Source organism: Methanoregula sp., assembly GCF_050010295.1.
In the GTDB taxonomy this organism is placed as follows: domain Archaea; phylum Halobacteriota; class Methanomicrobia; order Methanomicrobiales; family Methanospirillaceae; genus Methanoregula.
This window is the reverse complement of record NZ_JBEKLH010000004.1, coordinates 271055-289898: the sequence shown is the minus strand read 5'-3', so window position 1 is coordinate 289898 and position 18844 is coordinate 271055. Positions and strand designations below refer to the sequence as shown.

The window sequence follows — 18844 nt, the reverse complement described above, 5'->3', positions numbered from 1 at the left end:
CCGGTAGGGAGTGCACCAGCCTCGGCAAAAACCCGGCCCGGGTAATCCGGCGGATTAATTCCCGGCAACCGGAAAATATCCCGGGCCTCTGGATGCGATTGCTCCGAATTTTTTCCGGCTGGAACCGCTGCATGCCGGAATAGTAGGGCCGGGTTCTGGTTGCAGCAAAAAATTTCCCGGGCCCAACTCGCTCGCGCCGGTTTACACCAAAGCAACAACTAGGGAACGTTGAGGCTGTTGTATGATAGTTAAAACCCTTATCCACAATAATCACTAAGGGTATATTCCAGTTATTACACAACTTAGTAAAAGGAGGTTGTGCATTGGATATCCCAAGTATCTTCAACATCACCGAAAGTGCTCACCGCATCCATAACCCGTTCACACCAGAAAATCTCGCCGCTCTCGGCGCAGCGTTGCGCCTGGAATCGGGGGCTCGTGTGCTCGACCTCGGCAGCGGTTCGGGCGAGATGCTGTGCACCTGGGCACGCGATTACGGAATCATCGGCGTCGGCATCGACATGAGCCAGTTGTTCACCGAACAAGCGAAACTCCGCGCTGAAGAACTCGGAGTTGCCGATCGAGTCGAGTTCATCCACGGCGACGCTGTCGGCTACGTCGCCGAAGAAAAGGTCGGTGTGGCAGCCTGTCTCGGTGCCACGTGGATCGGCGGGGGAGTCGTCGGCACCATCGAGCTTCTGGCGAAGAGTCTCCGCTCCGAAGGAATCATCCTCATCGGCGAGCCCTACTGGGTGCGGTTACCCCCGACGGAAGGCGTTGCCAAGGAATGCTTTGCCAATTCTATCTCCGACTTTCTCATGCTTCCAGAACTTCTCGCGTCTTTTAACGACCTCAACTACGACGTTGTGGAAATGGTTCTGGCTAACCAGGAAGGCTGGGACAGGTACGAAGCGGCCAAGTGGCTCACCATGCGCCGATGGCTCGAAGCGAATCCTGACGACGACTTCGCGAAAGAGGTTAGAGCCAAACTGACTTTGGAACCAAAACGCTACGCTGCGTACACGCGTGAATATCTTGGATGGGGTGTGTTCGCGCTGATGGCGCGGTGATATGAGGCAGCTGGGATATCCGGCGGATTGTCAACGGCCGGGGCGGCCGAGCTACATTCGGTGGCTCGTCGAAGTGTGTGTTCATGTTTAATTACGGAACATCCATGCAACAACTCGGGAACGTTGAGGCTATGGGGGGATATATAAAATTCTAATCTAGTACAGCCCCTAAAATTAATACTCGCTTTTGACTCGTCTTATATACTCCTTATTTCCGAATTGAAGGAAAATGTGCTCAAATCTTATTCGTTCTTTAACCCACGTTTCGTGGTAATACATCAGTACCGGCGCTCCTTAGTGCCCCCGGTTCCGGTAATTGCGACGACCCCCTCCCTCTCCGGCCCCGGGTCCGCCCAGTCACCACAAGCCCGGCCCCGACCCGCCGCACGCATCCAGACCGGGTTCAGCCGGAAAGATCACCGGAGACCTGGCCAGGTGACATCCCCGCCGATGCCCTCCCTCACGGGAGGCCTGAAGGCACCTGTGGGAATTCTGGTACAACGGAGCCCGCAACGTTGCCGGTTGTACCTCTTTTCCTAAAATCATCAAAACCGGAGGTCATAATTCTCAAAAACGCGGAACAGGACCCGGAATTTACATTAGGTCGTCGACGGGAATATTTGAGGTCATATTTAGCCACATTTGGATGGCAAAAGTCAGGGCAGGATGAGTTGGAGGACGTCCGGGTTTCTCCGGGTGACGGATTTGAGGTCTGGATTTAGTACCAGCGATTGACGACGGCCTCCTCCGCAAGCCCGGTCCCGGGCCCGCCAGTCAAAGAGAGGACGGGTCCGCACCATATTCGTGCGATCAACTATACGCTTCATCGTGATGGACGAATCTCAGCAAAACAATCGCGTGTTCTTTTGCATCAATCTCATACACCAGAACAAAATGCCCGATATGAACCCGCCATAATCCCCTGAGTGGAGGATGCAGGGGTTTGCCTGACTCCGGGTTCTCGAGCAAGAGCCGGATCTTCTTCTTCACCTGTTCATATCGGACCGGATCTCTGGCCCGGATTTTTCTGCACGCGGAGACGACATCCGGATGGACAACGACCCGGAAGCTCATGCTTCAATTTCCTTGAAAAAATCGTCTGCAGAGTTGTAGGATTTCCCTTTGCCTTTTTTTATATCGGAACGGGCTTTCCTGGCACCCTTTACAAAATCTGGTTTTATCGTAGATTCCGGAGGATAGACATTCTCATCTATCTTCTCCTCAATCCTCTCCAGCCGGGTTACAATGTCGGAGAGTATCGCCTCCACTTTCCGGTCAGAGTTCCTTGTGGGGAGCGAGGATTCGCTCACACCTCCGACAGGGTATCGTCTTATGCCGGCCTGATTCTTTTTGCCGGAGGCAATCATCATTTTCTCTGAGCCGTCCGCGATCTTATAATTCATAGCTATGTCCAGTTCTGTACCCTGTACTCAATAGCCTTTTGCTCGGAATTCATTCATCACAATTCAACATCCCGATCCATCAGTACAGGCTATTCTTCAGCCATCAGTACCAGAAAAGCGACGACGGCCTCGGTACCGGATCCGGTCCCGGGTCCGCCCAATCAGCACGAGCCCGGCCCCGCCCCACCGCACGCGGCCGACACGGAAAGAGCCTGGAGCCTATCCCGGAACGCTATCGATACAAACCCGGTAGATCGTGAATTCATCTTCAACCGGGATCTCGCGGTTATCTTCCATAAGACATGAGATAATGAGCTCGGCCGCTTCCTTCGTATTGACGATCGTCTCCTCGATCGTCTCCCCCTGCGAAAAGCAGCCGGGCAGAGCGGGCACCTCGGACCAGAAGCCCCCTTCCCCGGCCTTGTGGATCAGGATGGAATATTCCATAGATTCCCTAATTTTCCCTGAGCAGTTCTTTTACCGCGGTTGCCAAAGGCGAAAGATCGTGCTGGATCGTCTCCCACATAATCATGGGACTTATCGAGAAATATCCGTGGACCATTTTGTCCCGCATTCCTGCGAATTCTTTCCAGGGGACGTTGGGGTACCGGTCGATAATCTCCACCGGGATTTTCTTTATCGCTTCCCCGATAACAACAAAATTGAGGATGATCGCCTCGCGGGTTTTCCGGTCGCCGAACAGTTACTCGTATGTCATGCAGTTCGTGTAGGATAGGATAGCAGAGATAGAATCATCGATATCCGTGAGGTATAATTTAACTTCGCGTTTAGACATAGACGACCTCAGCGAGAACATCCTGCCGGATTATGGGCTTCAGGGAATCCGCAGTTACGAGATCAACCCGTTCCCCGAGCCGTTCGGAAAGAAAATTTTCCAGCCGGATGAAGGTGACAAAACCAACCGGTTTTGAAAACTCTACCAGGAGATCGACATCGCTTTGTTCGGTTTCTTCGCTCCGGGCGACCGAGCCGAACACTCCGATCTTCTTCACAGAATATTCCTGTGCAACTTCCCCTTTGAGCTTTTTCTGTGAGGAAAGGATATCCTGCCGGGTGGATCTCATGATAGTACCTATGGTAAAATGGGTTACGAACTATTAATACATATTTTATGCCCGGGAAGATTTCTGTTGGGAGCCACCTCTCCTTATTCGGATGCGTCCTTCATTTTCATGGAAAAGTTCATCCCTCTCCGATACGTCAGTACCGCTAACGTTTCTCAGTGCCCATTCGTTCCGGCAATTGACGACGGGTCCGGTACTAAACCGGATCCGGGTCCACCCGATCCATAACAGCCCGGCCCCGCACCACCTCATGAAGAAAGAAAATCCGCCGAAAGTATTCATACTTACCATGCTTACAATTCGATCATGTCACCGGTAAAGCGGATACCCGTTACAGAACCGGTGTGGAAGGATCTTGCGGAGATGCGAGCGGCCGGCCAGACCTATACGGATCTTCTGACAGAGATGATCGAGGACCGGAAGAAGCGCCGGCTGGAGGAAGATGTCAGGAAATGGAGCGGCCGGAAGAGAGAGGGGTACGTTTCACTTTCGGAGATTAAGGATTGACATTCTCCCTTATGCTCTGGCACGAGTTATCCGATGAGATCAATCGCCTGCCGGATTGCCTCATGCCGATGAAGTGACCGGCACAATGATTCCTTTCCGGATTGTGCCGGCAATAAGCGATGCCGGGTCCCGGTATTCTTCCGGGGTCAGTGTGAGAACATCGAGGGCCACTCTGAATTTTCTGACGGTCTGGATCTCCGCGTCCTTAGTCATGAGTGCCCGTTCGAAAATATCCCTGCCTGCGAAATCACTGGAGACGATTGCAATATCGATTTCACTGTGGGGAGATGCCGTTCCCAGACCCGAAGATCCGAACAGGATGAGATCATGGATATGGATCCCGTTTTTGCTCACGACAGCGCTGAAAAAATTTACCGCTTCGAGGACTTTTGCATCAACCATGTGAGAATCTCCTTTGTCTCGCAGACAATTTCTTCGGTCTTTTCTCTGGTATATTGTTCAAGAACCACATCAAGGTCAGGGGGGTATCGTCCGGTAAAGGAATTCTGGTACAACGGAGCCCGCAACGTTGCCGGTTGAACCTCTTTTACCTGAACCCCCGGGAACGAGAGGTCATAATTCGCAAAAACGCGGAACAGGACCCGGAATTTACATTGAGTCGTCGACGGGAATAGATGAGGTCATATTTAGCCACATTTGGATGGCGAAAGTCAGGATGGGTGGAGTTGGAACACGTCCGGGTTTTTCCGGGTGTCGGATTTGAGGTCTGGATTTAGTACCAGCGATTAACGACACCCTCTACCACGATCCGGGTCCGGGTCCGTCCATCAAAAGACCCGGCGAACGCCGCGGAAACCAAAAAAATGAGCGGGGCACCTTCCCGCCGGCTCACTTGAGCTTTTTTTCAAGCTTCTTGAGCTTCTTCTGGGCCTCTTTGCTGCCCCCAGCCGCCTGCTTCGAGAGCTCTTCTGCCTTGGCCTTCTTTGCCTGGTTCAGCTTCACCAATTGTTTCTTACTCGTTGGCATATTGTCACCTCGCTTGCGCCTTTAGCTGGTTCTCATTGGTTTTTTTCCAATTTAAAATATCCCTGGATCTGCTGTCGTCGTGAATTTCTCAGGGATGTGATCCCTGCGATCGCCGGAGTGGGGTCTCCGACGTCCGACAAGTCATCAGACCTAGAGGAGGAGAAGAGTCCATCAGGACTCTTCGACGGTAACCACGGTGTCCGGAGGCGTAGGGCCATCGGGGGCTGTTTTAACCTCCGATTGCCCCTTCCGGTACCTTTTTTCGGCCGAATTCGCCAGAAAATCGATCGCTGGTTTCTGGGGGGAGCTGTTTTAAGCCCCTATCGGCAGGATCTCCTTGATTCTCCTGCCAAAAATATGCCGCTTTAGATCAATTACGGGTGGAAAAGTCGGGTCGGGACGTGGTTTGGATTGTGGGCCGGTGAGGGGGATCGTTATCGAAGTTCTCAATCCGGCAAATCGTGGAACGTGGAGGTGCAGATCGCAGACCGTTAATAGAAAACCGGCCCAGTACCTGAGCAAGGTACTACCATGCCCGTCATCATCATGAAGAGCCGCAAAGGGATCTCGATCGAACAGAAGCGGAGGATTGCCAGGGAGTTTACCGGGACGCTGGTGAGCACCCTGGGCATGAAAAAGGAACTCGTCACGATCTTTTTCGAAGAGAAAGAACTCGAGGATATCGCCAAGGGCGGAAGACTCCGGTGCGACGAGTAAACTTTTTTTGATAAGCCGGTAAGGAAAAAATCGTTGTAATTTTTTACCGATCCCCGCCGCCCCGGCGTTCACTGTACGGGATATCAGCACTCTTCCCTTTGGATAACTTCTCCCGTTCGCGACGGGCACTTTCGAACCGCTCTTCAAGCGGGATATCGACACTCTTTCCCCGGGAGAGCTGCTCCTTCTCACGGGCACCCTCGAACCGTTCCTCAAGGGGGATCTCGACACTCCTCCCGCGGGATAACTGTTCTTTCTCACGGGCCCCCCCAAACCGTTCCTCGAGAGGGATCTCCGCACTCCTTCCTGCGGGGAACTGCTCGCGGTCATTCCGGCCACGCGGCCTGCGTTCATCAAATGAGATCTCGCGGCTGGGCCGGGCTGAGGCTGCCGGCCCCCGCGGGACAACCGACCCGGGTGAGTCGGCACTCGGAATAAAATCGATACCGGAATCATCGGAGGAACGGGAAGGCATACGGGGCCGCTGGTCGCGCCCGGATGCACCGGTATCCGCTGAAGCATGCTGTGCTCCGGTATACGCGTACCGGCTCCGCCCCGGCACTCCGGCCCCCCCGCTCCGGATCTTCGATACCTGCTCGTTGACAGCATCCTCGCGGTCGCCCGCGCTCCATTCCGTGAACATCAGGAACTGGAGGAACGACTCGGGCTCGCGGAAGACCGAGGCGCGTATGCCCCCGAAGACGATCGTCCGGTCCACGTTGCCATACCACCCTCCTGCCCGTTCCGTGATCGCCTCGTCACCGGGTTCGAAGACGTACACCCGTTCGATCTCGCCGTTCCGCCCCCAGCCGGTCTCCGTGATCCCGTTCTCTTCGAAGGTGAAGAGCTTCCCCACCGCACCGTACTCCCCTCCTTCCCGCACCGCGATCCTCCGGGCACCGTCCTCGTAGCGGAATGTCCTGGGCCGCTGGCCGAAAGCAAAGCTCTCTTCCAGCATGCCGTACGGATCGAAGACGAACCTCCGGAGGATCGTATCCTGTCCCGTCGGATCCCGTTCCGTCATGATGTTCGTGGATGGATCGAACAGGTAGAGCCTCTTCAGGTTCTTTCTGGCATCCAGTACCCGCACGCCCCCGTTTCCATACTGGTAGAACCGGGCGATGGTCCCCTTGCGCGTGCCCGCAAATTCGGTTATGACTGCGTCTGTCATAGCAACCGATCACTCCATAGGATCAAGGTAATCCGTTTCAGGATTGTTTTTAACGTTATCAATTACGGCGGGAAATAGTTTTTCCACAGGATATCCGGACAATGCGGATGGTATGCACACTATACCAAAGAGTAACCTTCATTCATCACGGCAGACAACAGAGATCCTGATATGTCTGACGAACCAGAAACAACCGGGCCGGTACCTGTCAACCCGGCCCCGGAGAAAACCTTGTACCTTGCCGCATGGAGTGCCCGGTTCTGGGCATGGCTCATCGATTTTATCCTCATCATCCTCTTCCTGGATATCGTCCGTGGCATTTTCTATCCATTCTGGCCGATTCCCCCGTACTGGGATTTCGGGCACTGGGAACCCTTCGAGTTCGGGTTCCAGACACTGTTCTTCTTTGCCTACTGGACGGTCATGGAGGGGTTCCGTGGCCAGTCGATCGGTAAGATGTGCATGAATCTGAAAGTCGTCAACCGGGACGGGTCGAAGATCTCCTATAGTACTGCCGCAATCGAAAGTTTCGGCAAGGCGTTCCTCCTGCCGCTTGACTGCCTCATCGGGTGGCTGGCCATGCCGGATACCAAGTTGCGGGTATTCAACCGGATCTCGCATACGGTAGTGATCAAGTCCGATTACAAGGAGCCGGCCGGAATCATGTATGTGAAGGATAAAGAGTAATTACAACCGGATTTTTTTCCTTGTCTTCGAGGTTCGAGGGGTTATCAAACCCCGAGAAAGAGAAGGGAGGCAAAAGCCGACCTTTGACATCTGAAGACCTCTCGGAATAAAGTCGAAGATTTCTGATGAAATCTTCTCCTCCTCGACATCTGAAGACCTCTCAGATTCACAAGTTTTTTGTAGGTTGACTCTGACGGTACATCATGGATGACCAGGAACCCGGGGAACGTGCCGGGCCGGAGGAGGGAGCAGAATCCCCGGATAACTCCCGGAAATATGAGGAGAGGCTCGCCCATTTCATAGCGCTGCTCTCGGACGACGACGAAAGCACCCGGTGGAAGGCCGCGGAGATGCTGGGCCGGATCGGTGATGACGATGCGGTTGAGGAACTGATCAGCACGCTCTGGGACGACGATGCGCGGGTGAGGCTGAAAGCTGCCTGGGCTCTTGGAATGATCGGCGATGCCCGGGCGATTCACCCGCTCCAGCGGCTGTACCGGATGGAGAACGAGGGGGCACAGGAGATCATCAGGGAAGCGCTCGATGCGATCAACCGCCGGAGATCGGTGGGATAAGGTTCCCGCGTGAGGTTTATCCGCTTTCGCGGGCTATAGGAGAATGGAACGGCACCATGGAGGATATCGAATCCCTGTATCGGAAGGTCGACGGGAAGATCCTGCTCGAGATCAAACTCACCTCCATAATCCAGCTCTTCAACTCGTTCGATCCGGCACCGTTCCACGAGAAAGAGCTGGATCCTGCAGCAGAGCGATATATCGTCGAAACGGTCAAGGACTTTCCCGCCAAAACTGAATTCAGGATAATCATCTATCTCCCCAAAGATCTTGCCCATGGGGAACAGGCAGGGAAGATCGCCCCGGCAATCCACAACCATTTCAAGTACAAGATGCTCGTGGCGGACAGGAAATACCGGGCCCGCATCCGCCACGGAAGGGCAACCCTGTTGATCGGTCTTCCGTTCCTCACCCTCTCGCTGCTCGCCAGGCAGTTCTTTGCATCTCTCGGGGATTCGCTCCTGCCCCAGCTCCTTGCGGATGCACTCCTCGTCATCGGGTGGGCGGCCATGTGGGAGCCGATTACCGTCCTTCTCTACGAGCTCTGGCCTATCCTCCAGCTGAAAGCAACGTATGAGAAGATCAGCAGGATGGAAATCGAGATCCTTCCCGCCACGTGAATCACTCCCTATCTCACCAGGGGAATATGTTTTTTTACCCGGGCAATCATCCGTTCCGTACCGGGAAGGGGGGTATTTTTTTCCGCCTGGTCCCCTGGTACCGGGGAGGAGAGTGCTGAAAGAATACCGGAGATCGCAGCGCCATGGGAAGGTCCGTAACCGCCTTCCAGCACCAGCGCAAGGGGGCATTCGACAGCCTCCAGAAGGATCCGGGTCAGGTAAAGGAGATCATCCGGCCGCAGGTTCATATTCCCGAGAGGGTCATCGGACAGGTTGTCTTGCCCCGCCGAGACGATCACCGCACCGGGCCGGAACCGTCCGAGGGCCGGGGCAAACAGTTCTGAGAATACCGCCACAAATTCTGCCCGTCCTCCGCCGGCCGCAAGGGGAGCATTGATCGTATACCCCTCACCTGCCCCGGTACCGGATTCTTCGATTCTGCCACTATAAGGGAAGTGATGTTCCTGGTGCACTGAGCAGTACAGTACCTTATCCGTGCCGTAAAATGCGTGTTCGGTCCCGTTACCGTGGTGGACATCCCAGTCAACAATGGCAACCCGGTCAACAGCGTCAAGGGCGTGAGCAGCGGCGATCGCAGCATTGTTGAAAAAACAGAAACCCATTGCCCGGTCATGCTCGGCATGGTGACCGGGCGGCCTGACGAGAGCAAATGCGTGCTCGCCGTCAAGCGTGCGATCGAGGGCCATGATCGCTGCGCCGGCCGCATACCGGGCAGCAATAAAAGTGCCATGGGTCACATAGGTGTCCGCATCAAGCCAGCCGGGAATTGCCGCCGCACAAGACCGCTGCCGGAGCCATGCGGTATAATACGGGGTATGTACCCGGTGCACAGATTCATCCGGTGCAGGCCCTGCGATTCTGCGGGGGATCCCCGGGGGAACTCCGTGGAGTACATTCACCATGCGGGCGTTACACTCGGGATGTCCGGGAAGATCATGTCCGGCACTGGCCGGGCTGACGATAATGCAGCAGTTTCCCATTGCTCCCCTCCACCAGGGATCATACGGATCGGATACGGGACAATTGCCGGTCCCGGTTAATCCGTTTTGTGTATCCGGCGTTCTTCACCACCAGGATATTCCAAAAGATAGGGACGACAGAACCGTGCCGGCCCTCCGGAACCATTTCCGGATGCTGCACAGGTACCCGGAAAAGGACAGAAGAGTGGAGACAGAGAATCCAGGGAGAATGAAATATACCGGGTCACTTCAGCAATCTGAAAGAATTGCTGCAAGATGTTCGCGGCAGACGGGACAGAGCATCTTCTTCTTGCGGTCAAGTTCGTCGAGGGTATCGGGTTTGAACATAATGCATTCCCTGTTCCCGCAGTGATCGAGGCCGAGGAGATGCCCGATCTCGTGGGCACCTTCCTTCGTGATCCGGTCGATCAGGTCGTCATCGTTGTTCTCCCGCCCGTAATATTCGTTGTCGAGACGGGCGGTAGAGACGACCGCTGCACCCACCTGCTGGCGGGCAAGGCCGAAGACAAAACTGTTGCCGTTCCGGAAGAGATCCTGATTGACGACAAGAAGGACAGGTTCCGTGATACCGTGGCTGTGCTTATAATTCTGGATGCTGTCGAGCAGCGCCTGGGCGTCTATCTGTTTCCTGCTGACCACATATCCCATCATCCTGACCTGGTTCTCGGAGACCGTAGACTGAACGCCGAGAACGGCAGAGATCATGCGCTTGACCGGCGTCTGGAGGCCGGCCGGGGAGAGGGCATCCCAAAAGATATGGATATGCATCGCTATATTCTGTTGGAATGGGCTCCTATAAACATATTGAGACGTGCGTGGGCAGGTTCATCTCGGAGCATTACAAACGCGCCGTCGAGGTGGGTATTGGCAACAACCCGGGCGCAGCGCTCCGGATTCACAAGGCAGGGATTCCTGTCAGATGTACCGACATTCACCGGAAAGAAGTATCGCCGGAAATTGTTTTTACCGTTGACGATATATTCGATCCCAATCTCACGGTCTACTCCGGAACCGACGTGATCTACGCGATCCGCCCGGCTGAAGAGATGATCCCGCCTCTCATTGCACTTGCAAAAAAGATCGATTGTGATCTCCTCGTCTATCACCTGGGATTCGAATCGTATGGGGATGGCGGGGAGAAGATCGACTGCGGAGTGATCCTCCACCGGTATTACCGGGGATCAGAACCCGTCGAAGAGGGTTGACTGGGTCTTTGCGGTGGCCTTTTTTTCGGCCGGTTCTTCGGGGTCCGCATTTTCTGCGGGTAATCCGCGTGGGATCTCTTCTCCGGGAATTTTTTCTTTCTTCGGTTTTTTCTGCTGCTCTTTCTGCTGCTCCTTTTCTTTCCCTTTCTCTTCCTGGACAATCATCCTGATAATTTCTGCTGACCGCGCCCGGTCGTTCAGGAAAAAATTGAGCTGGTCGTAATCAAACGACATCTCCTTTGAGTAGCCTGCAGGGTCATGCTCGATGAGCATGGAAATAGTACCAAGATATTCCTCCCGCAGGGTGCTCTGCGGGACGTGGATCAACCCTGCGATCCTGTTCAGGGTCGCAACCCGGATCGCTTTCTGTTTTTTTGCAGTTGACATCTTCTGCCACCGCTCCGGTGGCATAATACGGGCGTGGATCCCTCTTCCCCCTGCCGCATCGGCCACCCCCAGCAACATTACCGCGGTTGCATATCTCCAGAGGGTATAATACTGCCTGCGGTACGTATAGCCGAGGTATTCATCAGCCCGGGAAAGGTACCGGTACGCCGATTCCACCGCTGACATATCAGGGATGAGATGTACATTCCCTTCCACCCACTGCTCAACGGTCTCGGGGGTGTCCTCAACCTCGTAGGAAAGACGGATCAGATCATCATCCGGGATTTTGCCAAAAATTGCCGCGATCAGGGAAAAAATGGAGACGCGTACGTCCTTCTGCGAAGTGTGGACCTCTGAATCGTCAAGACTGTCCCTCCCGATTGCAGAAGCATAGAGCATATTCACCGCGGACCGGATGTCCCCCTCGGCACTTTCTGCTATGGCATGGACGGCAGCCTCGCTGCAGGCAACCTTTTCAGCGGAACAGAGATATTTGAGCCTGGGGGCAATAGAGCGTGCCGGTATCGCTTTGAACTGGACAGGCTCGCAGCGTGCGCGTATTTCCGGGGAGAGCCCGTACAGGTCATTTGCAATCAGGATCATCGGCTGCCGCGCCCCCCTGATGCATTCGATGATTGCCCTGGCACCGCCACGATCTGCAGTCCCCTGCAGGTTATCTGCTTCATCGAGCACGATCAGCTTCCGGAATGATCCGGTCAGGCTCGCCGTAGTGCTCCCCTCACCCGCGATACGTTCAATCACCGCCGCAGTCCTCTGGTCGCTGGCGTTCAGCTCGATGACCTCCCAGTTCATGTCATTCGCCAGAGCGTATGCACAGGAAGTCTTGCCGATACCGGGCTTGCCGTAGATGAGCACGGGCCGCGATCTTCTCGTCCATGTCCTGGCCCATTCCGCTATCTGTCGTACCGCAGTCGTATTCCCGACGATATCCGCAAGGTGTGCGGGGCGGTACTTCTCTGCCCAGTCCATACAAACACGTTGACCGTATATCAAATAAATTATCTCTGATGAACGAAAATAGCATACAAGCAATAATTTAAGCAATAATTTTTGAGTGTTCATCCAGGTGATGCCGTGGTCCACAGCTGCTCCACAGAGACGATCGCAAAAGTAGTCCGGGAATATGAAGGCGTCAAAAGGAAGCACGCTATCGGCGAGATGGTCAAAGCGCTGAAAATCGATGCTCCGCATGTTGTCGCTTCATTCGGCGAGGATGCAGCGGTGATAGAACATAACGGCGAGGCGCTTCTCCTTGCAGCCGACGGTATATGGAGCAGGCTCATGGAAGCAGATCCGTACTGGGCCGGCTACTGCTCGGTTCTTGTCAATATCCACGATATCGCTGCCATGGGCGGGCGGCCCATCGCGATGGTGGACATCTTTTCCATTGCCAAAACAACCATACAGGAACAGGTCGTCAGAGGTATGCATGATGCGTCCGCCCAGTTCGGAGTTCCTATCGTCGGGGGCCACCTCCACCCGGATGCCCCCTATAGCGTAATCGACGTTTCGATCCTGGGATCGGCACAACTCGACTCGATAATCTACAGCCATACTGCACAGGAGGGGGACTGCGTTGTTGCTGCAATCGACCTGAACGGCCGGGTTCACCCCTCCTGCGCCCTTAACTGGGATTCTGTCACGATGAAGTCTGCCGCGGAAGTCAGGGCGCAGATAGCAGTTCTTGAGACTATCGGCAGGAGACATCTCGTAACCGCTGGTAAAGACATCAGCAATCCCGGCCTTATCGGAACACTGGGCATGCTGCTCGAAGTGAGCGGGAAAGGGGCCGAGATCGATCTTGGCCTGATACCGAAACCCGCCCTTGCGGAGCACGGCATGACCTTCGAGCAGTGGGTCAAGATGTATCCCGGAATGGGTTTCATCCTGACTGCAAAAAGGGCGGACGTGGAAGAACTCGTCCTCCTTTTCGGCGGCGTCGGCATGACGGCAAAGGTCATCGGCGTAGTCGACAGTGTAAAATCCCTGCGAATCACCTATGACGGGGATGAAACGCAGGTCTTCGATTTCATCAAGAACGGGATCATGCACCTTACCGACGAGGACATTGCATGCATGGGGCGTTGAAGCGAATCGGGATCGGGATCGACGGCGATGCAGAAAAAGTCGTTGAAAGCGTCCTGAGTATTGGCGGAAAATTCAGGATCATCTGTTACTGCCGGCCCGGGACCATCGCAACGCGTATTTCGGAAAATGCAGTCGATATTGCCGAGCACGCGCACCCGGAACAGGCGATGGTTGACGATCTGTCTGCAGGAAGAATCGATGCTGCCGTGAGGGGGACCCTCCCTGCAAATGCCACCCTGAAAGCTTTGAAAAAAGCAGAGGGGGTGGACCATCTTGAACGCATTGCACTGCTTGAAACAGTCAACGGCAAAAAATTCCTGCTCACTCCGGTCGGTGTTGACGAGGGCTGGACCGTTGCCGAAAAACTCGAGTTGATCGACAAAGGGCGGGCAATCGCAAGGAGATTCGGATTACCGGAAAAGGTCGGTATCCTTTCCGGGGGACGGCTCGGAGATATCGGTCGTCACGAGCAGGTTGACAAGAGCATGGCGGAAGCGGAACTGGTAGCACGGCTTTCGGGTGCGACACACTGTGAGATCCTGATCGAGGATGCCGTAGAAACCTGCGGACTCATCATCGCACCGGACGGCATCTCCGGCAACCTTGTCTTCCGTACCCTCACATTTCTGGGAGGCGGCCATGGTCATGGCGCGCCTGTGGTAAATATCAGCAGAATTTTCGTGGATACTTCGCGCGCCTCACCAAATTATGCGAATGCGCTATTGCTCGCAGCATCTTTGTTGGAATAATTTAAAACTCCTAAAAATCCCCCGTTTTCCTTAAAAAACGATATAATCAAATAAAAAAATATTCTGCGAAATTCTGGACTCCGTTTTTCACTTGCTTTGCAGTGCGTCCCCCAATATCGTATTGCAGGATAAATTACAGCATTTTCCCAAAAAGTATTTATATATACCAACAGGATTTCTTTTTGAGGTAAGAAACATGGCAGATTTACCTATTGCCGCAGTTGTACGGATTGCAAAGAAAAACGGAGCCGAAAGAGTAGGAAGCGATGCTGCTGAGGCACTTGTTGCAAAAGCAGAGAAATACATCGCCCAGCTCACGAAGGAAGCGAACAAGCTTGCCGAGCACGCAGGCAGAAAGACGATCAAGAAAGAAGACGTTGACCTGGCAGCAAAGTCCAACTGATCAACTCTCTTTTCTCTTAACAATTCACGATAAATTGTAGGTTTCTTCCCTATTCTATCGTCTGTTTTTCATTCGCCATTCCTACGGTCTCCCCCGCGACAAAGAAGTGCCTGCCCGTGGCGGCACTTCGGCTCGTGGGGGTTGGGGAGCGTGGACTCATTTGCAATAGAATCCCATCCACCGCCGAAACTGCGAAGTTAGGGGGGCCGACGTTCGGCATTCCTCCTCTCGGAAATTATAATGAGCAAATTGCTTCACTTGAAAATTGGGCCGAAGAATTATCTTGAAAAACGGATGACGGAATTTTAAAGAGTGGGTGCTGTTGCGTTAACGGGACTTACCGGAAATGATATCGTCGTAATCCATCGATGTTGACTATTCAAACGTCCCGACAACGCAACAGAACCCGGGATTGAGACCTTCCTTTCAGAACTTTCCCTTCGTGCTCCGGATCGCCTTCCGGTTTCCGCTTATCGACAGTGCCTCGCCGAGCGCAATGCCGAACGCCTTGAAGACCGCCTCGCACTCGTGATGGTCATTTTTGCCGGAGAAGGCGATATGGGCGGTAATACCGGCTCTCGAACAGAGTGTGTAAAAGTAATGCTCGAAGAGATCTGCCGGAATGCTGCCGACGATTTTGTTGCCGAAAGTACCGCTGAACACAAGGTATCCCCTGCCGCCACAGTCCAGTGCGACCTGTGCAAGGGACTCGTCCATCGGAATAACAGCATGCGCAAAACGGCATATCCCGCGGCCGTCGCCGATTGCCTCTTTAATGGCATCTCCCATAACAATACCGATATCCTCGATAGTGTGGTGACTGTCCACGCCGAGGTCCCCCTGTACCGTACAGGTAAGATCGAATCCGCCATGTTTTGCCATCGCTGTGAGCATGTGGTCAAAGAATGCCACGCCGCTGTCGACTGAAACGTTCCCTGCTCCGTCAGGGTTCAACCGAATCGCTATCTTCGTTTCCTTTGTTTCCCGCTTCACATTCACCGCTCTCATGTACATTCCTCCAGTGCATCTTTCAATGCTATCTTCCCGCTGTACAGCGCAGAGCCAAGAACTGCACCCCAGGCCCCGGCGTCCCGCAGGCCCGCAACATCCGATCGGGCAGAAACTCCGCCGGCGACCACGACAGGGATGTGTACCTGGTTTATCAGCCGCTTCACCGGCCCGAACCGGACACCCTGCTGCAGGCCTTCGATATCCACATTGGTGTACAGGAGCGATCCTGCCCCGGAGCTTTCGAACCGTTTCGCCCAGTCAAGGTAATCGCCTGCAGTGTCCTGCCATCCGTGCACGGCAATCTGCCCGCCCCTGGCATCAACTCCTGCCATCACCCGCTCGCTGCCGAACTCATCCGCAAGGGCCCCGATGGAATCCGGGTCCTCTGTTGCAAGCGTTGAGATGATAATCCGTGAGACACCGGTATTCAGCCAGCGGGAAGCGTCGTCCACTGATCGGATCCCGCCGCCCAGCTCGATCTCGACGCCGGTCTTCTTTACAAGATCGATGATCAGCCCGGCATTTTTTGAAGACCTGCCAAATGCCCCATCAAGATTGACGATATGGAGGGCATCCGCTCCCTGGTCAAGCCAGCGTGTTGCACAGGTAAGCGGATCGCCGTACGCCGTGGCGCTCTCCCGTTTTCCCTGGACCAGCTGGACGCAGCGACCCCCGAGGATATCGACTGCAGGAAAAATTCTCATGCTATCAGCGGACCATCCGTTGGATCGCCATGACAAGGATATCTTTTGCACCCGCACGCTTCAGGGCGTTGATAAGGGAGTAAACCCGTTCCTCGTTTACCACCGCATGAACCGCGACCAGGTTCTCGTTCGATGCGACTTCCATCACGGTCGGACCGGACAGCCCCGGCAGGACGCGTTTCACCGCATCGAGTGACGAGCGTTTTACGTTCATCATGAGGTAACACTGGCCGCGAGCCCGGATCACGCTCTCCAGCGCAAGGTGGATCTCATCGATCTTCTCTTTTTTATTCCGGAGAGACGCCCTGTTCGCTATCAGGCAGGTTGAGGTTCCAAGTACCTCGTCGATCACGCGGAGACGGTTTGTCCTGAGGGTAGTTCCCGAACTTGAAAGATCGATTATGGCATCGGCAATTCCCAGGTGGGGTGCCGCTTCGCATGCGCCGCCAACGAGGACAATCGTTACATCCACGTTCTGTTTTTCAAAATATGCGCGGGCGATAACCGGGAACTCGGTGGCCACCTTGAGGCCGCGAAGCTGTTTTACCGAGGTGATATCAGAATCCTCATGAACGGCTAGCACAAGCTTTGCTTTCCCGGACTCGAGGTCAAGAAGTTCTTCAACATCTGCCTGCCGTTCAACAACCATATCATGACCGGTGATCCCGAGATCTGCAGCCCCCGTGGCAACATATTCCGGGATATCAACAGGGCGGGCGAATAAGATCTCCACATGGGGATCGAGCGTCCGCGTTATGAGACGTCGTTCACCGTTCTCTGCAAGGTGGAGCCCGCTTTTCTCCACGATTTCCATGATGGGAGTTGCGATCCTCCCCTTATTGGGGATCGCGAGCCGTACGACATCAGAAAAAGAAGGGGTGTCACGGGGTTTCTTTGGAGATTTTGCAGATTTTGTCATTGTTCTATCAGAATGTCTTGAGCTCGCCACGGATTACTTTCTCGGTAATGTCAGTTACGTTCTCGAGCCATTCGTCAACAATACTGTCAATCTCACCCTGGATCTTCCCCATCTTGACACCGCAGGCCGGCAGTACCTGGATACTGGCTACGAGCGGGCGGTCGATAGGCTGGCCGATCTGGGACAGGAGACGGACGTACATCTCTTCAATCCCCTCCACCCGTGATACGCAGTCTGTCGCAATCTGCGTGGAGAGCAGGTTGTAGATCTTGCCGATATGGTTGATGGGGTTCTTCCCGCTCGTCGCCTCCATGCTCATCGGGCGGTTCGGCGTGATGAGCCCATTGCAGCGGTTGCCCCGCCCAACCGATCCGTCGTCACCCATTTCAGCCGAAGTGCCGGTGACGGTGAGATAGATACTGTTGTTCTTGATATCATCGCCGGTATTGACGTGGACGACAACCTTTCGCTTGGTGAACTTCTTTGAGATCTTGCCAATCTGCTCTTTGAGGATCTCCATGTATTCCGTGTACTGGTGGATATCGGCACAGTATTTATCAACAACGGCACAGGCAACCGTCAGGGTTATGGTCTCGCCGTCCCGGAGACCCATGATCTTGATGTCCTGTCCGACGGCAGGATATTTCGGGCGCAGTTTTTCATCGATAAAATCGCTGACGCCTTTCACGATATTTTCGACATCGGAGAACGGGGCATGCCCGACACCGAATGACGTATCATTCGCCCGGGGTACTCTCCCGTTCTTGGGCTTGAATACATCGCGGAGGTCGGTCGAACCGGTCCCGAGCCGGCAGTCCATGATGACATCACGTTCGAGGTTCAGGGTCTTGAAATGAGTACGAAGATAGTCCCGTGTTGCTTCAACTGCAATAGCATCCGTCGGGATCGAAATATCGTTGAAACGTTTTGTCGCACGCCCGTCAATCAGGATAAAGATGGGGCGGATAACTTTCCCGCCGCCGAATTTTGGCACGGATTCACCAGCGACAATTTCTCCCTGATCCGTATTGTGATGCAGGACTACCCCGAATTCGTCGAGATATTCCCTGCAGAGGGCCCGGCTGATCGCCTCTGCAACACCATCGGCGATACTGTCGGGATGTCCGAGACATTTTCTCTCAACGACTTCAATACGCTGCTTTTCAAGGGGTATCTGGTCCAGTGCTTCGATCCTGATATTTCTCTTCATTGATTTCCTCGTGGAACTTCGGTAATAGTACAAGGGACTGGAGTTCATATAACAATTTCTAAAAATACAATTGTTGCCTTATTTTTATTATTGTGAGTAATTTTTTTTCTGTTCAGGTATGGATTTGCCATCGGCCACGGTCAGTAAAAAATAAGATCTGGATCAAAGAGACTGGAGTGACTGAAAACATTTCATTTACGCGGATTTTTTCCGGAAAAATCCGAAAAAAAGAAAATTCGGCTTTTTAGAGTTAATCGCTATTCGTTGGAGACGCTCTTTTGGGAGACCGCTGTTCCCGAAGGGAAGAGCAGGTTGGAGAATGCG

Annotated in this window: 25 protein-coding genes; 10 read left to right on the top strand and 15 right to left on the bottom strand. The window is 54.1% G+C overall.

Features of this window, described 5'->3' with window-relative positions; genetic code table 11:
- Nucleotides 1–323: 323 nt before the first annotated feature.
- Nucleotides 324–1070: an SAM-dependent methyltransferase gene (locus ABSB80_RS07460; RefSeq protein ID WP_428369700.1), complete on the top strand. Its 747-nt coding sequence runs from the start codon at nucleotides 324–326 to the stop codon at nucleotides 1068–1070.
- 810 nt (nucleotides 1071–1880) lie between these two features.
- Here the strand turns inward: ABSB80_RS07460 and ABSB80_RS07455 are convergent.
- The 5 genes from ABSB80_RS07455 to ABSB80_RS07435 all read right to left on the bottom strand — a co-directional run bounded on the left by ABSB80_RS07455 (nucleotide 1881) and on the right by ABSB80_RS07435 (nucleotide 3558).
- A complete protein-coding gene (locus tag ABSB80_RS07455) occupies nucleotides 1881–2144 on the bottom strand; it encodes a type II toxin-antitoxin system RelE family toxin (protein ID WP_428369698.1) in 264 nt (87 codons plus the stop codon).
- Entirely contained in the window at nucleotides 2141–2473 is a 333-nt protein-coding gene (locus tag ABSB80_RS07450) for a hypothetical protein (RefSeq protein ID WP_428369696.1), read from the bottom strand. The genes ABSB80_RS07455 and ABSB80_RS07450 overlap by 4 nt, the downstream gene beginning before the upstream one ends.
- A 219-nt stretch (nucleotides 2474–2692) precedes the next feature.
- Nucleotides 2693–2920 carry a type II toxin-antitoxin system HicB family antitoxin gene (locus ABSB80_RS07445; protein ID WP_428369694.1) on the bottom strand — a complete coding sequence of 76 codons (228 nt, stop codon included), beginning with the start codon at nucleotides 2918–2920 and terminating at the stop codon, nucleotides 2693–2695.
- Nucleotides 2921–2927: 7 nt separating this feature from the next.
- Nucleotides 2928–3176: a HepT-like ribonuclease domain-containing protein gene (locus ABSB80_RS07440; RefSeq protein WP_428369804.1), complete on the bottom strand. Its 249-nt coding sequence runs from the start codon at nucleotides 3174–3176 to the stop codon at nucleotides 2928–2930.
- A gap of 85 nt (nucleotides 3177–3261) precedes the next feature.
- Complete coding sequence (locus tag ABSB80_RS07435; RefSeq protein ID WP_428369692.1) at nucleotides 3262–3558, bottom strand: nucleotidyltransferase family protein; 297 nt, start codon at nucleotides 3556–3558, stop codon at nucleotides 3262–3264.
- 306 nt (nucleotides 3559–3864) lie between these two features.
- Between ABSB80_RS07435 and ABSB80_RS07430 the strand changes: the two genes are divergently transcribed.
- Nucleotides 3865–4065 (top strand): hypothetical protein, encoded by a 201-nt coding sequence (locus ABSB80_RS07430; protein WP_428369690.1) that lies wholly within the window; start codon nucleotides 3865–3867, stop codon nucleotides 4063–4065.
- A 60-nt stretch (nucleotides 4066–4125) separates the two neighbouring features.
- Here ABSB80_RS07430 and ABSB80_RS07425 read toward each other — a convergent pair whose 3' ends face one another.
- Nucleotides 4126–4467, bottom strand: coding sequence for a nucleotidyltransferase domain-containing protein (locus ABSB80_RS07425; protein WP_428369688.1), 342 nt, complete (start codon nucleotides 4465–4467; stop codon nucleotides 4126–4128).
- Nucleotides 4468–4914: 447 nt separating this feature from the next.
- Nucleotides 4915–5052 carry a hypothetical protein gene (locus tag ABSB80_RS07420; RefSeq protein ID WP_428369686.1) on the bottom strand — a complete coding sequence of 46 codons (138 nt, stop codon included), beginning with the start codon at nucleotides 5050–5052 and terminating at the stop codon, nucleotides 4915–4917.
- 531 nt (nucleotides 5053–5583) lie between these two features.
- Between ABSB80_RS07420 and ABSB80_RS07415 the strand changes: the two genes are divergently transcribed.
- The gene (locus ABSB80_RS07415; RefSeq protein ID WP_428369684.1) at nucleotides 5584–5769 is read left to right on the top strand and encodes a tautomerase family protein; all 186 of its coding nucleotides are present in this window, start codon (nucleotides 5584–5586) and stop codon (nucleotides 5767–5769) included.
- Between the two features lie 43 nt (nucleotides 5770–5812).
- On the opposite strand, the gene ABSB80_RS07410 is transcribed toward ABSB80_RS07415, so the two are convergent.
- Complete coding sequence (locus ABSB80_RS07410; RefSeq protein WP_428369682.1) at nucleotides 5813–6940, bottom strand: hypothetical protein; 1128 nt, start codon at nucleotides 6938–6940, stop codon at nucleotides 5813–5815.
- 171 nt (nucleotides 6941–7111) lie between these two features.
- On the opposite strand from ABSB80_RS07410, the gene ABSB80_RS07405 reads away from it, so the two are divergent.
- The 3 genes from ABSB80_RS07405 to ABSB80_RS07395 all read left to right on the top strand — a co-directional run bounded on the left by ABSB80_RS07405 (nucleotide 7112) and on the right by ABSB80_RS07395 (nucleotide 8822).
- Nucleotides 7112–7627 (top strand): RDD family protein, encoded by a 516-nt coding sequence (locus ABSB80_RS07405; RefSeq protein WP_428369680.1) that lies wholly within the window; start codon nucleotides 7112–7114, stop codon nucleotides 7625–7627.
- Nucleotides 7628–7830: 203 nt separating this feature from the next.
- Nucleotides 7831–8202 carry a HEAT repeat domain-containing protein gene (locus ABSB80_RS07400; protein WP_428369678.1) on the top strand — a complete coding sequence of 124 codons (372 nt, stop codon included), beginning with the start codon at nucleotides 7831–7833 and terminating at the stop codon, nucleotides 8200–8202.
- Between the two features lie 56 nt (nucleotides 8203–8258).
- Nucleotides 8259–8822 carry a hypothetical protein gene (locus tag ABSB80_RS07395; RefSeq protein WP_428369676.1) on the top strand — a complete coding sequence of 188 codons (564 nt, stop codon included), beginning with the start codon at nucleotides 8259–8261 and terminating at the stop codon, nucleotides 8820–8822.
- 8 nt (nucleotides 8823–8830) lie between these two features.
- Here the strand turns inward: ABSB80_RS07395 and ABSB80_RS07390 are convergent, their stop codons facing one another.
- Both ABSB80_RS07390 and ABSB80_RS07385 read right to left on the bottom strand, forming a co-directional pair.
- Entirely contained in the window at nucleotides 8831–9823 is a 993-nt protein-coding gene (locus ABSB80_RS07390; protein ID WP_428369674.1) for a histone deacetylase family protein, read from the bottom strand.
- 228 nt (nucleotides 9824–10051) lie between these two features.
- A complete protein-coding gene (locus ABSB80_RS07385; RefSeq protein WP_428369672.1) occupies nucleotides 10052–10591 on the bottom strand; it encodes an archaemetzincin family Zn-dependent metalloprotease in 540 nt (179 codons plus the stop codon).
- Between the two features lie 17 nt (nucleotides 10592–10608).
- Here ABSB80_RS07385 and ABSB80_RS07380 point away from each other — a divergent pair, with 17 nt between their 5' ends.
- The gene (locus ABSB80_RS07380) at nucleotides 10609–11028 is read left to right on the top strand and encodes a UPF0146 family protein (protein WP_428369670.1); all 420 of its coding nucleotides are present in this window, start codon (nucleotides 10609–10611) and stop codon (nucleotides 11026–11028) included.
- On the opposite strand, the gene ABSB80_RS07375 is transcribed toward ABSB80_RS07380, so the two are convergent.
- Nucleotides 11005–12405, bottom strand: a complete 1401-nt coding sequence (locus ABSB80_RS07375) for a replication factor C large subunit (RefSeq protein ID WP_428369668.1) — start codon at nucleotides 12403–12405, stop codon at nucleotides 11005–11007. The two genes, ABSB80_RS07380 and ABSB80_RS07375, sit on opposite strands and share 24 nt — an antisense overlap.
- Before the next feature lie 105 nt (nucleotides 12406–12510).
- Here ABSB80_RS07375 and ABSB80_RS07370 point away from each other — a divergent pair, with 105 nt between their 5' ends.
- The 3 genes from ABSB80_RS07370 (at nucleotide 12511) to ABSB80_RS07360 (ending at nucleotide 14676) form a co-directional block, all read left to right on the top strand.
- Nucleotides 12511–13524 carry a methanogenesis marker 2 protein gene (locus ABSB80_RS07370; RefSeq protein ID WP_428369666.1) on the top strand — a complete coding sequence of 338 codons (1014 nt, stop codon included), beginning with the start codon at nucleotides 12511–12513 and terminating at the stop codon, nucleotides 13522–13524.
- Nucleotides 13509–14273 (top strand): methanogenesis marker protein Mmp4/MtxX, encoded by a 765-nt coding sequence (gene mtxX, locus ABSB80_RS07365; RefSeq protein WP_428369664.1) that lies wholly within the window; start codon nucleotides 13509–13511, stop codon nucleotides 14271–14273. The genes ABSB80_RS07370 and mtxX overlap by 16 nt, the downstream gene beginning before the upstream one ends.
- A gap of 196 nt (nucleotides 14274–14469) precedes the next feature.
- Entirely contained in the window at nucleotides 14470–14676 is a 207-nt protein-coding gene (locus ABSB80_RS07360; RefSeq protein WP_292544835.1) for a histone family protein, read from the top strand.
- A gap of 426 nt (nucleotides 14677–15102) precedes the next feature.
- Here the strand turns inward: ABSB80_RS07360 and hisB are convergent, their stop codons facing one another.
- The 4 genes from hisB to ABSB80_RS07340 are packed head-to-tail and all read right to left on the bottom strand — an operon-like array spanning nucleotide 15103 to nucleotide 18520.
- The gene (gene hisB, locus ABSB80_RS07355) at nucleotides 15103–15684 is read right to left on the bottom strand and encodes an imidazoleglycerol-phosphate dehydratase HisB (RefSeq protein ID WP_428369662.1); all 582 of its coding nucleotides are present in this window, start codon (nucleotides 15682–15684) and stop codon (nucleotides 15103–15105) included.
- Nucleotides 15681–16391 (bottom strand): 1-(5-phosphoribosyl)-5-[(5-phosphoribosylamino)methylideneamino]imidazole-4-carboxamide isomerase, encoded by a 711-nt coding sequence (hisA, locus tag ABSB80_RS07350; RefSeq protein ID WP_428369660.1) that lies wholly within the window; start codon nucleotides 16389–16391, stop codon nucleotides 15681–15683. Before hisA ends, hisB begins: the two co-directional genes overlap by 4 nt.
- Nucleotides 16392–16395: 4 nt before the next feature.
- Nucleotides 16396–17310, bottom strand: coding sequence for an ATP phosphoribosyltransferase (hisG, locus tag ABSB80_RS07345; RefSeq protein ID WP_428369658.1), 915 nt, complete (start codon nucleotides 17308–17310; stop codon nucleotides 16396–16398).
- A 7-nt stretch (nucleotides 17311–17317) separates the two neighbouring features.
- Entirely contained in the window at nucleotides 17318–18520 is a 1203-nt protein-coding gene (locus ABSB80_RS07340; protein WP_428369656.1) for a methionine adenosyltransferase, read from the bottom strand.
- Nucleotides 18521–18844: the final 324 nt, after the last annotated feature.